The 14,301-nt window shown below is 48.1% G+C and carries 9 protein-coding genes; 3 read left to right on the top strand and 6 right to left on the bottom strand.

From position 1 onward, the window contains the following. Positions 1-143: 143 nt before the first annotated feature. Entirely contained in the window at positions 144-1,160 is a 1,017-nt protein-coding gene (locus tag ACO6V5_RS21430) for a hypothetical protein (RefSeq protein ID WP_422413862.1), read from the bottom strand. Between the two features lie 479 nt (positions 1,161-1,639). Between ACO6V5_RS21430 and ACO6V5_RS21425 the strand changes: the two genes are divergently transcribed. Continuing rightward, a complete protein-coding gene (locus ACO6V5_RS21425) occupies positions 1,640-3,157 on the top strand; it encodes an IS1182 family transposase (protein WP_422132798.1) in 1,518 nt (505 codons plus the stop codon). Between the two features lie 219 nt (positions 3,158-3,376). On the opposite strand, the gene ACO6V5_RS21420 is transcribed toward ACO6V5_RS21425, so the two are convergent. The 4 genes from ACO6V5_RS21420 to ACO6V5_RS21405 all read right to left on the bottom strand — a co-directional run bounded on the left by ACO6V5_RS21420 (position 3,377) and on the right by ACO6V5_RS21405 (position 10,066). Then, positions 3,377-3,928, bottom strand: coding sequence for a hypothetical protein (locus ACO6V5_RS21420; protein WP_422409984.1), 552 nt, complete (start codon positions 3,926-3,928; stop codon positions 3,377-3,379). Positions 3,929-4,293: 365 nt separating this feature from the next. Further along, complete coding sequence (aceF, locus tag ACO6V5_RS21415; protein ID WP_422139194.1) at positions 4,294-6,222, bottom strand: pyruvate dehydrogenase complex dihydrolipoyllysine-residue acetyltransferase; 1,929 nt, start codon at positions 6,220-6,222, stop codon at positions 4,294-4,296. A gap of 19 nt (positions 6,223-6,241) precedes the next feature. Beyond that, positions 6,242-8,899, bottom strand: coding sequence for a pyruvate dehydrogenase (acetyl-transferring), homodimeric type (aceE, locus tag ACO6V5_RS21410; RefSeq protein ID WP_422135748.1), 2,658 nt, complete (start codon positions 8,897-8,899; stop codon positions 6,242-6,244). A 777-nt stretch (positions 8,900-9,676) separates the two neighbouring features. Beyond that, a complete protein-coding gene (locus tag ACO6V5_RS21405; protein WP_422409981.1) occupies positions 9,677-10,066 on the bottom strand; it encodes a hypothetical protein in 390 nt (129 codons plus the stop codon). 99 nt (positions 10,067-10,165) lie between these two features. Between ACO6V5_RS21405 and ACO6V5_RS21400 the strand changes: the two genes are divergently transcribed. Both ACO6V5_RS21400 and ACO6V5_RS21395 read left to right on the top strand, forming a co-directional pair. Beyond that, positions 10,166-11,860 (top strand): hypothetical protein, encoded by a 1,695-nt coding sequence (locus ACO6V5_RS21400; RefSeq protein ID WP_422409979.1) that lies wholly within the window; start codon positions 10,166-10,168, stop codon positions 11,858-11,860. A 109-nt stretch (positions 11,861-11,969) separates the two neighbouring features. Further along, positions 11,970-13,631 (top strand): hypothetical protein, encoded by a 1,662-nt coding sequence (locus ACO6V5_RS21395; protein ID WP_422492152.1) that lies wholly within the window; start codon positions 11,970-11,972, stop codon positions 13,629-13,631. A gap of 37 nt (positions 13,632-13,668) precedes the next feature. Here ACO6V5_RS21395 and ACO6V5_RS21390 read toward each other — a convergent pair whose 3' ends face one another. Next, the gene (locus ACO6V5_RS21390) at positions 13,669-14,289 is read right to left on the bottom strand and encodes an isochorismatase family protein (RefSeq protein WP_422135752.1); all 621 of its coding nucleotides are present in this window, start codon (positions 14,287-14,289) and stop codon (positions 13,669-13,671) included. Between the last annotated feature and the right edge of the window lie 12 nt (positions 14,290-14,301).

The raw sequence follows: 14,301 nt of genomic DNA, 5'->3' as shown, positions 1-14,301 counted from the left end.
AAGCTGTTAATGGTTCTATCCTTTATTTTCCGGGGATAGGAGCAGTGAGGATAGACGAGAGGACAGAAGGCACGAAACTAAAATCCGGGGACAATGACAGTAGATCAGACCTGCATCAAAGCCCTTGCCATTGCGGACAGACTTCATGGATGCCTTGGAGATACCCATAATAGCGACCTCGGACTCATACAACCATTTGTCAGGTTGATATCAATGCGGTGAATGTCAGAGAAATCAACAAAGAATTGATTATAGAGCTCATCTGGGGGGGCATCAGTAACTGGAATAAATGTGTTTCTATCGAAATAAACCAGTGGCGATGTGAAGGATCGACTAGTGATATCCGGGGATGAGACCTGTCCGGGTGTGGCTTCCATATGGGCGGTCGAATTCTCTAAAGAATTCACTACAGAAATCAGCGGCCCTTCTGCTGAGTTATCAGATGATTGTGAGAGTTTACAAACGCCATGACAGGAATCGACGTAACAATTTAAACCCAAGGTATGCCGTTGTTGTTCAGAGCCTCCACTACCGCCGCCAGAATCAGAAGACGATGGGTTGAAAAAGCCCGTAGCATGTGTGGTTGACCCTGATACCTGCTGACCGGATGAGGATGATGACCGGCTTTGTTGTTGACCATTTTGTTGTTGACCCCGCCCGGGGAGCATCATAATGGTGATCGCAAACGGGTCGTTCTGACTTGCCACCTGTTGTTTCATCGGGTTAAACAGCAATGAATCGGGGTTCCAATAGCTTTTCAAAAGCCAGCCGACAGCTAAAAACGCCTCTACTGGTATCCATGAATAAGGTTTGCCGCCCGGAGTGGCGTCATTGGTGATTAGAATCAGTCCGTAAGCAACCAACAGATTTGTGGCGTAAAGCAATTGCCATGAAATGGATTCAATAAAGGTCGTTTTTACTCCGTAACCGATAAATCTCGGTGGTTTGTCATCAGGCAGAAAAATCGACTCTGCGAAGCCGTTTGTGTCAGCAACGTCCGATGGGGTGCCCGGCAACGAGTTCAAGACATGCTTAAGAGAAAAGCTCCGAGATGTCTGTGTATACTCGACAATAAAACGAGTTGCCAACAGTTCGGCCTGGCAGATAACAGACAACGACAAGAGCATCAGCAGCAGTGCTGCAACAGACAGTTGCTTCATTGTCGTAACAATGCACTCGAATTTGTTGGCATGAAAGGTAGATCAAGAAAGTGATAGATCAAGAAAACAAGCCTCATTTTCTCTCAAAAAACCAAAGGTTGCATCAGACAAGAAAGAGCCCACTAATGCAAAACAGCTGCGGACTTTTTATTCAATGGTTTCCCGGGCTTAAAGAAATGAACGACAAATGTATTTCAATAGACTAGGAGGCCGACCGAGAATAGCGCCCGTAGCGAGGACGGCAAAAAATTGAGGATGAAAATTCGGTTTTTTGAGGAGAATAGCGAGCTATTTGAGGAGCAAAAGCGGATTTTCAGACCAATTTGCTGCCGCCGCACGACTGCATGGATTCAGGAGCTAGAGCAACGCAGGAGCAGTTGCCGCGTAGGGCAGTCTATTCTCGGTCAAGCCCCTAGGAGCCTGACCGAGAATAGGCTTATCTGTTATGATAAGCCTTAAACCAACTCTGATTATGCCAAATGTCACCACCACCAAAGTTTAAGGACAGTCCTGTTGAGTTTGATCAGCATCTGCTGTTCCCAACCAACGTTTTCGATTTGCTTCCCAAAGATCATGATTGTTTTATTTATGAAAGCATTTTTCAGAACATTAATACGTCTGAAGTCGAAAAAAAATATCACCACCTTGGTCAGCACGCATACCCTCCAAAGCTCATTGTCGCTATTCTGATCTACGCATACAGCCATGGTGTTTTCAGTTCCCGTGAGATTGAGCGACGGTGTCGACAAGACTTGGCGTTCATGTATATCTCACAAATGAACTGCCCGAATTTCAGGGTTCTTGGTGACTTTCGTAAGGATAATCTGTCGTTTTTCCATGACTGCTTCAAACAGTCAGTCAAACTGGCCATTGAACTCAAAATGGCATCACTGGGTCATATCAGCCTGGACGGCTCCAAGTTCAAAGCCAACAGCTCAAAACACAAGGCCATGAGCTACGGGAGGCTCAAAGCGAAAGAGGCAGAACTCAGTGCCGAAGTGGATGAGCTGATCAAAAAAGCCAGTCAGTGTGATCAGGAAGAAGATGACGCCTACAAAGCAACCAATGGTTACAGCATTCCTGAAGACCTCCAGTTTAAAGAAGAGCGCCTGAAAAAAATCAAAGAGGCCAAGAAAGCACTTGAAGAACGTGAAAAAGCTTTAAATCCAGACAAACCAATAGACGACAAAAAGCAGATCAGTTTTGCAGATCACGATGCCCGCGTGATGAGCAAGAAGGGGTATTGTGAGTACAGCTACAATGCTCAAATTACAGTTGATTCCGATAACCAGATCATTGTTGGCCAGCATGTCAGCCAACACGCCAACGATGTACAGGAAGTGGAGCCGGCGCTGAGGGCATTATCAGGAGCCACTGATGGCGCGGCTGTAGATAAGTGGAGTATGGATAATGGTTACTTCTCAGGGTCAAACTTACATACAGTCGAGCGACATGAGATTGATGCCTATATCGCAACCGACAAGGCGGAGAAGCCTGCCGCTGACGACCTTGAAAGCTCTGACAGGAAGTTTGTCAAAGCGGATTTTGCGTATGATTCCGAAGCTGATGTATTTATCTGTCCGGCAGGGGAAAAGCTGGTAACGAACCCGGCCAGCAAAAGCAAAAGAAAAAGCTACCGGGCAAACAAGACGGTATGCAGGGAATGCCCTTATCGTCGGAATTGCAGTGATTCAAAGAAAGAGGCTGGCAGGGTTATCCGTACCGATAAGTTTGAAAAAGCACGTCAGGCTATGAATAAGAAAATGGAGACAGCCGGTGCGAAAGCCATATATGAGCGTCGTAAAGTTATTGCGGAGCCACCATTTGGACAGATAAAAGAATCTGGTTTCCGAGGGTTCAGTCTCCGCGGCAAAGAAAAAGTTTCAGCGGAATTTTCACTGGTATGCACTGCGCATAATATCAAAAAATTTGTAAAAGCGGCTTCCACGAGGTCAATCCGTCTTGAAGATTTGAAAGAGGCTAAAAAGGCAGCATAGAGGCTGTGAGAAGGCATAAATATGCAAAAATGAGCAAAATCCCACTAATAATTGGATATTTTTTGCTCATTTTAAGATTTGGGAAAACTTCTGTTGGTCTGGTTGCGCTATTCTCGGTCAGGCTCCTAGGAGCCTATCGGAATAAACAAAAGCTCCCCTGCTATCCAGTTAAAAAATCGAAACATTATGTCAGATGACTATCCCCTCTGGATGTGGGCTTTAAGCCTGGTTTAGACCATAATTGCTCAGTTCACTAATGGTTCTCAAGGTTTCCAACACGCCTCGGGCAGCCTCCCGGGCACGGTCATTCACCGGCCGATACCTGGGCTGATAGAGGCAATTCAATGGCCGGTCATAAACTGGCCTCATCTCGTCATGAATAATGCGGTGGTCCTGATAGGTCAGATAAAGGGTTTCCAAAATGACGCCACTGGCCGGACCACCCAGTTTACACATCACTCGCCCAGGCTCAAGCTGCTGAATACCTTGGGAAAGGGTATCATCTCTGAATGAACGCCTCAGTTCAGCCAATCGCAAATAAGTCGAGTCATTCACGGCATCTATTTCAACCCCATTAATCGTCAGCTTGAACTGGTCTTCCTCATCCAACATTTCATCAGGATCAATCGCGATGCCGTAGAAATTAACCTCTTTAACCACCTGATCGCCATAATAGTGCTTCATACTTAATAACAACTTATAACGATCATTCACGGCATTCGCCAGTGCCGACAGCAGAAGCAGAGATAGACAAATAGTTCTTGAAACCACGCTGGTTACTCCATAGGCAGAATATAACGACTGACAGTCTAGACGACTTATTCTGGGTGGGCCGGGAACCATTGCCACAGCGATGAATTTTGCAACAGGAAAAGGCATCCCGGAAGTAATCATCTGCATCACTATGTTTGGGATGCTCTGTGGTATCAGTTGTCTGTTTTTTCTTTTAGGGGAACGCCTTCTCATTATCTGAGAGAAAGCGCAGTAAAAGTCATTAGCCGTATGATGGGACTGATTTTGGCAAAGTGGTACATCAGGAAAGCAAGCGTGCTTTTCTCCCAAAAAAATTGTACCGGGTAAAAAAAGCCCGCACTGCAAAACAGTCGCGGGCTCTTTTACTCACCGGAATCCCGGGATTACAGCAGCAAACGACGAATGTCTGACAACAGATTACTTAGCAGGGTGGTGAAGCGGGCGGCATCAGCACCATTAACCACACGGTGATCGTACGACAGTGACAGCGGGCACATCAGGCGTGCATCAAAGTCCTTGCCGTTCCAGACAGGCTTCATGGATGCCTTGGAGATACCCAGAATAGCGACTTCAGGCGAATTCACGATGGGGGTAAAGGCGGTACCACCGACTGAACCCAGGCTGGAGATGGTGAAGCAGCCACCTTGCATTTCAGCCGGTTTCAACTTCTTGTCACGGGCCTTGCCAGCCAGTTCGATACACTCTCTGGACAGATCCCAGATACCTTTCTGGTCAACATTTTTGATGACCGGTACCAGCAGGCCGTCAGGAGTATCTACAGCAACACCAATGTTGATGTACTTCTTGTAGATAACCGACTCACTGTCTTCACTGAGGGAAGAGCAGAATACCGGCATCTCTTTAAGTACGTAAGCCACAGCCTTCAGGAAGAAAGGCAACGGAGTCAGCTTGGTGCCCCGGGCTTCTGCCATTGCCTTGTTGGCCTTACGAAAAGCTTCCAGTTCGGTAATATCCGCTTCATCAAACTGTGTGACGTGGGGCACATTCAGCCAGGAGCGCTGGAAGTTCTGAGCTGCTACTTTACGCAGACGATTCAGGGCCACTTCTTCGATTTCACCCCACTTGGCGTAATCCTGGGCAGGCACCGGAGGAATACCCATCCCCCCTGTGACGGCAGCTGTCTGAGGCTTGTCAGCTTCAGACAGCATGGCCTTAACGTAAGCCTGAACATCTTCTTTCAGGATACGGCTGCGTGGGCCTGTGCCTTTTACTCGTTCCAGGGCAACGCCAAACTCACGGGCAAGCCTGCGAACCGCTGGACCGGCATGGACATTGCGATTGGCTTTTTCCAGTTCTACCAGTTTCTGAGCAGAAGCCGGAGCAGCAGGTGCTGGTGCTTTGGCAGCCGCAGGAGCCAATGCTGCCGGAGCAGAAGCCTGTGGCGCGGGAGCAGCCGGAGGCGCAGCAGCAACACTGCCCTGGGTCTCAATCCTGGCAATCAGGTTGCCCTGGCTGAGCTTGTCACCTTCTTTAATGCAGATCTCTTTGACAACACCGGCAAAAGGAGAAGGTACGTCCATACTCGCTTTGTCAGATTCCAGCACAATCAGGGAATCTTCTTCAGCGATTTCATCACCCACGGCTACGCAGATTTCGATAACAGGGACGTCTTCGGCACCAATATCGGGCACCGTCACTTCCTGAACGCCACCTGCAACAGGCGCTGCGACTGGAGCTGGTGCGGCAGGCTGAGGGGCTTCCGTCTGAGGAGCCGGAACAGGAGCAGCACCTGTGGTTTCCACTTTCACCACCAGATCGCCCTGACTCATCTCGTCGCCTTCTTTCACGCAGATCTCTTTTACTATGCCAGAGAAAGGTGAAGGAACTTCCATGGTCGCCTTGTCAGACTCCAGAACGACCAGAGAATCTTCTTCAGAAATCTCGTCACCTATAGCAACACAGATTTCGATAACAGGGACGTTTTCTGCCCCGATGTCTGGAATCAGAACGTCCTGAATGCTGCTGCCGACTGGTGGAGCAGCTGGAGCAGGCTCTGGCTTTGCAGCCGGAGCTGGAGCTGCTTCGGTGGTAGTTACGGAACCTTCCTTATCTACGACAATTGTCGTCATTTTCAGCATGTCATCACCTTCAGACACACTGTCACCTACCTTGACCATGATCTCGGAGATTTTGCCGTCACGGGGTGCAGGCACTTCCATGGATGCCTTGTCTGACTCCAGAACAATCAGGGAGTCATCGGCAGAAACTGAATCACCGGGTGCAACGCAGATTTCAATAACTTCTGCACTGCCACTGCCGATGTCGGGGATCTTGATTATTTCATCGCTCATTCGGGATAACCTTATGAAATCAGCAGTACAGTGGGTTAGCTTTGTCGCCGTCGATGTTGAACTTTTTCATAGCGTCTTTCATAACAGACACTTCCAGTTCACCGTCTTTTACCAGACCGTACAGGGCAGCAATAACAACGAAGTAACGATCCACTTCGAAGAACTCACGCAATTTCTCACGGGTATCGGAACGACCAAAGCCATCGGTGCCCAGGGCAATGAAAGTACCTGGTACGAATTCACGAATCTGGTCGGCGTAGATCTTCATGTAGTCAGAGGCGGCAATAACCGGACCCTTGCGACCAGTCAGCTGCTGTTCGACCCAGCCTGCACGCTTCCCGGAATCAGGGTTCAACATGTTGTGACGAGCTGCCGCCATACCATCTCGACGCAGTTCGTTGAAGCTTGTGGCACTCCAGATATCAGACTCGATACCGAAGTCGTTACGCAGGATGTCAGCAGCAGCACGCACTTCCTCAAGAATAGTGCCACAGCCCATCAGCTGTACTTTCAGGCCGTCGCTTCCGGCGTTTTCCTCGAAGCAGTACAGACCTTTCACAATACCTTCGATAATGCCATCGCCTTCTGGCATGGCTGGCATCCTATAGCTGTCGTTCATAGTGGTAATGTAATACCACACGTTTTCGTTGTCGCTATACATACGACGCAGACCGTCCTGAACAATCACTGCCAGCTCGTAGCCGTAAGTTGGGTCGTAGCTGATGCAGTTAGGAACAGTGGAAGCGAGAATGTGGCTGTGACCATCCTGGTGTTGCAGACCTTCGCCGTTCAGAGAGGTTCGACCGGAAGTCGCGCCGATCAGGAAACCACGAGCCTGCATGTCGCCTGAAGCCCAGGCCAGGTCGCCGGTTCGCTGGAAACCGAACATGGAGTAGAAGGCATAGAAAGGAATCATGGGTACATTGTTGTTACTATACGAAGTCGCCGCCGCGATCCAGGCAGCGTGGGCACCGGCTTCGTTAATACCTTCTTCCAGAATCTGACCCTGTTTGGACTCCTTGTAGAACATCACCTGATCAGAGTCGACCGGCTCATACATCTGACCTTCAGCAGAGTAGATGCCCAGCTGACGGAACATGCCTTCCATACCGAAAGTCCGGGCTTCATCAGGAATAATCGGTACGATGTGCTTACCGACATTCTTGTCTTTCGCCAGAGCCGCCAGAACACGTACGTAGGCCATGGTGGTTGAGATTTCTCGTTCACCACTGCCTTTGAGAACAGCGTCGAAGGCACTCAGGTCAGGAATTTCCAACTGCACATCCGACTGCTCGCGACGCTGAGGAATGAAACCACCCAGTTTTTCACGATGCTTGCGCATGTAAACCATCTCAGGGCTGTCTTCTGCGGGCTTGAAGTAAGGCAGACTGGCCAGATCTTCATCTTTGATCGGCAGGTCGAAACGGTCACGGAACTGTTTCAGGTCATCGATAGGCAGTTTCTTGACGTTGTGGCTGACGTTGGAGGCTTCACCCGTGGTACCGGTACCGTAACCCTTTACAGTCTTGGCCAGAATAACCGTTGGCCTGTCGGTGGTGTTTACCGCAGCATGGTAGGCTGCGTAAACCTTGTATGGATCGTGACCGCCCCGGTTCAGACGCCAGATATCATCGTCAGAAAGGTGTTCCACCATCTTTTTGGTTTCAGGGTAACGACCGAAGAAATGTTCACGTGTCCAGGCACCGCCCTTGGCCTTACAGTTCTGATAGTCACCATCGACGGCTTCGTCCATCAGCTTCTGCAGCACACCGTCTTTGTCCTGGGCAAACAGCTGATCCCAGTGACGACCCCAGGTCACCTTGATCACGTTCCAGCCAGCGCCACGGAATACGCCTTCAAGCTCCTGCATGATCTTGCCATTACCACGAACCGGCCCGTCCAGACGCTGCAGGTTACAGTTCACCACGAAGATCAGGTTGTCGAGCTTTTCACGGCCCGCCAGAGAGATTGCACCTGTGGATTCCGGCTCATCCATTTCACCGTCACCCAGGAAAGCCCAGACTTTACGGTTCTGCTCCGGGGCCATACCACGGTTGATCAGGTACTTCATAAAGCGTGCCTGATAGATGGCCTGCAATGGGCCCAGACCCATGGATACGGTAGGGAACTGCCAGAAGTCAGGCATCAGGTGCGGGTGAGGATAGGATGAAAGACCCTTGCCTTCTACTTCCTGACGGAAACCGTCCAGCTGATCTTCACTCAGACGACCTTCGAGGTAAGCACGGGAATAAATACCCGGAGCCGTGTGCCCCTGATAGTAAACCAAATCGCCTTCACGGTTATTGTTGTAACCGTGGAAGAAGTAGTTGTAGCCGATATCGTACAGGGTTGCACTGGAAGCGAAGGAAGAGATGTGGCCACCCAGTGAACTGTCTTTCTGGTTAGCACGCATGACCATTGCCAACGCATTCCAACGAACCAGGGAACGGATTCTGCGTTCCATAAACAAGTCGCCCGGCATTCTCGCCTCTTTCTCAGGCGGAATGGTGTTGCGATAAGGGGTAGTAATCGCATAGGGCAGCTGGGTGCCTTTCGCTCTGGCATGCTGGGAAAGTCGGGTCATCAGGTAATGAGCCCGGTCTTCCCCTTCTTTTTCCAGAACGGAATCCAGGGCTTCCAGCCACTCCCGGGTTTCGATGGGATCAATGTCGTGCATATAGTTTGCTCCGAGAATTGAGCGCTGTAACCAGTTCTAAAAAAAGCATCTGTGAAGGGATCATCAGCCACTGATGCATCTTTCCGTTACGATTACCCGGACAGGAGTACACTTTAGCAACTCAGCCTTGAGCAAATAAATCGCCTCAATCTGAGATGGACAACCACATTTTCAAATGACGGTTATTCATCAATGAGCCAGTGAAATTCTGTCTGTCAGGATAGTCGAGGCTCTAAGGGGCCGTTTTTTTCAGCCCATACCACCAGTGAAAACCAATGATCCGAGGAGTCCGAACAAGAAAAGATTGCTCGAGGGCTACCCCTGTCGCGGCTCCCAGCGCCAAACTGTTATCTATGAAAAATCTGTCCTGTCTGCTTGAGCGTAAGGTTCGACCACCGTGCCATCGGCTTCCAGCCGGACGATTGGCCCTGGATGGAGATTTAACCGGGTGCAAAGAAGACAGAGCTTAAAACTTCAGAAAATTGATTTCGATCAATTTTGTAATTGAACTACAAGATAAGCAAAATCCGCAATGAGTACCAGTACTTAGGCACAGTAAAGTTACAGAAATATATCAAAAGCCGCTACATCATTACATTTATCCATGAAATTCCCATGACATAATTATTATCAAACAAGAAAAAACTCTATCAGCGCATACCCCGATAGAAATTTCCGCGCTGGACTTTACTCTGAATTTACGCAGAGAAAAGTCGAAAATCCCTACTGGAAAAAGAAAAATGCTGACGATTCGTCGAATTAGTGTAAAACCTCTCACTATATTGGCGTATCTTCCTGCCATGAGCTGATACCCCGGAGCCGCCTTTGATCCGCTTTGATGCCAGCTAATGGAAAAGCAATTTTCTGCTTCCAGCTGGAGCTTGTTCTAAAGCTGATGCTCAGCTGCTGAGCAGGATCAATCTCACTGGCAATCTGTTCTCTTTCTTCCATGTCCAGAACATCATTAAATCGACCATGATTCATTGGAGTGGCAGGTATAGCTTGCCAGAGAGGCGTATCTTTTTTACTGGCATTGTATTCAGGATCAAGGGAAGCACTGACCTTGCTGGCCAGCTCATCATCGATGCCGAAAAAGAAGGTTTGCGAAACCTGTGCCGGGAACAGAATCTGGCCCCAGCTGTACCTATGGTGTCGTTGAAAAAACACGCTTATTTTTTTGATCTGTCACTTTCCTGGACTAACTTTCCTCTACCGATAAATGAATAACCAAGCACTGCGAACAACGGGCTTTAAAAGTGGGTTCTAATGAAAAATTCGTTCTCTGCGACACTGCTGTTGCTGCTTTCGTGGTTGTCTGCCGTTTGTCAGGCCGAATCATTGACAAGAGATTATATTGTCAGGTTTCAACAGGATGGAAGCTTGCCAGATGGGAGTTTTTCTATTAAGCCATACCGTAAGACACTGCCGGGCAACCCGACCTACCTTGCCGACACAAACGGCTATGCAGAGTCAATTTTTCCGCCTGATGACAGACCACTCAGACTTGGCGGTTACGGGGTAAAAACCGCCTTTTTTGAGTCGATCTCCTGGCCATTGATTTACGCCGCTCATTTTCTGGTTGCTAATGAACTGATTATGACCACCAGTGACGCCCTGAACCCCAAACCCTATTCGAGGATAACATTAGAAGTATTTGCCACTGTTGGCTGGCTTTTGGAAAGATATTGGAACAACAATTCGCCGCAGCTTAACCCAATAGGTGAACCGGAGTCAGGTCAGGATCACCCATTTGCAATCACCACTATGGTGCTCCCGGGGCAGGGTCAACAACAAAGTAGCCAACAAAACCCAACATCAGCATCATCCGGTCAGCAGGCCTCTGGATCAACCACCCAAGCTGGAGGCTCCTCTCTCAAGCTTACGCCTTCCGACTCTGGCGATGGTGGCGAAAACCCTGAACAACCCCAACATACATACGGTTTAAATTGTCATGTCGAATCCTGTCATGGCATTTGTAAACTACGATCATCTCCCGATAGCAGGGATTCAGAACCCGATAGCAGTGATTCGGATGAAGAGGGCCAGCAAGACTCTTCTTCCCCTGCTCGACGAGAGATTGAACCTTCGATAGCTCGTCTGTTGTTTGGTAACATAGGTAGTGACCCGTCCCGAAGTCCTCATTTACCCAGCCTTGAAGAGTGTACTGCCAGAATGGCTCTTCGAGAAACCCGGGCTTTATCAGATTCTGAACAACTTGATCTTTCAGGAATTGAAAAAAAAATCTCCAGACTTGTATCTGAATTTTTCGTTAGTCCAATTTTAAATTTTCTGAATTACAGAGTCCTTGTGAATAAACACGACACTGACGACGAATACGTACATCTTGCTGCTGCAATGTGCAATGCCCTGGGCGAAGAATATCAATACATTGTTCATTGTTGTGCCAATATTACCCATAACTTCAACTTTGGATTCAGCCACTCCCTTAGCTGTATGGCCAATGTGGTAAAAGACTTTTATACAAATAAAAGCTTGAACTTGCACCAGTTCAGACAAGATGTCATCAAAGGCTTGAACACAGATCGCCAGACTCTTGTAGAGAAGATTGCTCGTCGAGAGATAGAGCGTGTAAACATTATTCTTCAACAAGGCTCATCGATGGAAGATAAGTATGAGCCGGTTGGTAATTTTGTATTAATTTTCTTTGCTCTTTCCGCCAATCATCTAAAAGAAGCGGGTGATTTTTTCTGGAAGCTTTGTTATAGAGATGCAGATGGCAACAAGATAACACAGGACAATCCCCCTCCTGAATACTCCAGATTGTTCACAACTGAACCCACAGACACTTATAAATATGTTTATTATTCAGTAAGAAATATGAAAGATATTACTCAATTACAAAGACTGGTTAATCAGCTTGCAGACTATTTAATTTCGGATAAGGGCACTACCTCAACAAGCAGTGAAAATAAGCCCAACCAGAAAACCGACGATGAATGATAGATTTATTCCAGCATAGGTCAGGGATGACACTGTTTGTTTTTGAAAAAAACACGCTTATTTTTTGATCTATCACTTTCTTGGTCTAACTTTGCCCTGTAGAAAATGAATGCCTAAGCACTACTACAAGCAACAGACTATCAAAGTGGGATTAATGAAAAACTCGTTGTCTATGGCGCTGCTGTTACTGTTTACATGGTTGTCTGTCGTTTGTCAGGCCGAACCATTGACAAGACGTTTTGTTCTCGGGTTTCAACAGGATGGAGCCTTTTCAAAAGAGAGCTTGTTTATAAAGCCAGACCAACATAAATTGCCGGGTACCCCGTTTCACCTTGCCGACACTAACGGCTGCGCAGAGTCAACTTTTCTGCCTGATGACAAACCACTCGGACCTGGTGGTTATGGGGTAGAAACTGCCTTTTTTGAGTCGATCTCCTGGCCATTGATTCACGCCGCTCATTTTCTGGTTGCTAATGAACTGATGATGACCACCAGCGACGCCGCTCTGAACGTGAAACCCAATTCAAGAATACCATTAGAAGTGTTTGTCACCGTTGGCTGGCTATTGGAAAGATATTGGAACTACGATTCGCCGCAGTTCAGCCCAGTGGATCAATCGGAGTCAGGTCAGGATCACCCATTTGACATCACCACTATGATGCTACCCGGGCAGGGTCAACAACAAAGTGGCCAACAAAATAGTGGCCAACAAAACCCGCCATCAGCATCATCCGGTCAGCAGGCCTCTGGATCAACCACCCAACCTAGAAGCTCTTTTTTCAGGTTTACGTTTTCCGGCTCTGGCGGCGGTAACCAGGGCCCTGAACAACACCGGCACACGTACGGTTTCAATTGTTACGTCGGTTCCTGTCATGGCGTTTGTCAAGTCCAACCGCCATCCGGTGGTAGCGGGTTGGCTGGAGGGGACCAGCAAAACTCTCCTTCCCGTGCTCAAAGAGAGACTGAACATCCGATACCTCGTCCGTCGTTTGGTCATATAGGTTATGACCCGTCCCCGAATACTCATCAACCCAATCTTGACCTTTCAGAGGATGATGAAGAAATACCTTTCAAAGTTTTAGAAAAGTCTTTCGTCAATCCAATTATGTTTGTGCTGAATTGCAAAAGGCTCACGGAAAAACAGGCAGTCGGCGACGTATATGTACATCTTGCTGCTGCAATGTGCAACGCCCTTGGGGAAGACTATGAATATATTGTTGATTATTGTGCCAGTTGTACCCACACCTTTCGCTTTGGCTTCTGCCACTCCCTCACCCGTATAGCCAGGATGTCAAGAAAATTTCATGCACGTAAAAGCTTTAACTTGCATCAGTTCAAAGAAAATGTCATCAAAGGCTTGAATACAGATCGACAGGCTCTGGTAGAGAAGATTGCCCGTCAAGAGACAGAGCGTGTAAACATTATTCTTCAACAAGGCTCATCCTTGGAAGACAAGTATGAAGCGGTTGGTAATTTTGCATTAATTTTCTTTGCCCTTTCCGCCAACAAACGAGATGAAGCCATTGATCTTTTCTGGGAGGCTTGTTTTAAAGATGCAGATGGCAACAGGATAACTCAGGACAATCCCTCCCCTGAATACTCCAGATTGTTCACAACTGAACCCACAGACACTTATAAATACGTTTATTATTCGGTAAGAAATATAAAAGATATTACGCATTTACAAAGACTGGTTAACCAGCTTAAGAACTCTTTAATTCCGGATAAGGACACTGCCTCAACAAGTCGTGAAAATAGTGCTACCCAATGATGGTTAACTGGCGAGCTGTTGAGCTCGCCACCCATGACTATCCTCTTGCGAAATAACTGTTCATCACATAACCGTATTTGGTCGTATGCTCAGCCAATACCTGCCCCAACGCTTCACCGTATTCACTGCGCCAGTCGTTCATCAGCTCTGCCAGAACCGAAGCCCAGGTCGTCACTTTCACACCCGCCTGAGCCAAACGCTGTATCGTGACTTCCTGAACCGTTTTATTCCAGGTACCCGAGGCATCGATCACGGCATACACATCGTAGCCTTCTTCAATGGCGGACAATGCCGGAAATAATAAACATACGTCCGTTACAACACCGGCCATGATGATTTTTTTGCGGCCTGTTTTCTCAATGGCTTGCCTGAACGCCAGGCTATCCCAGGCATTGATCTGCCCTTCACGCTCAATCACTTCCCCGCCCAGTACGTCGGTAATTTCAGGCATCACCGGACCATTTGGCCCCTCAGGCAAGCTGGCAGTCACCACCGATGGCAAGCCAATGGCTTTTGCCGTTCTGGTCAGGCCAACAATGTTGTTTTTCAGCACCGTCGGGTGTTCATCACCCAGCCCGACCATCAAACCCGTCTGGTGGTCGATCATTGTTAATACAGCGTTGTCCGGCGTTAAAAACTCAGAGTATTTTGTTGTCATGGTCATGTCCTT

This window comes from Endozoicomonas sp. ALD068 (assembly GCF_049310145.1).
GTDB lineage: Bacteria > Pseudomonadota > Gammaproteobacteria > Pseudomonadales > Endozoicomonadaceae > Endozoicomonas_A.
The sequence above is the reverse complement of the archived record's forward strand: the minus strand, read 5'-3'. Positions and strand labels throughout refer to the sequence as shown.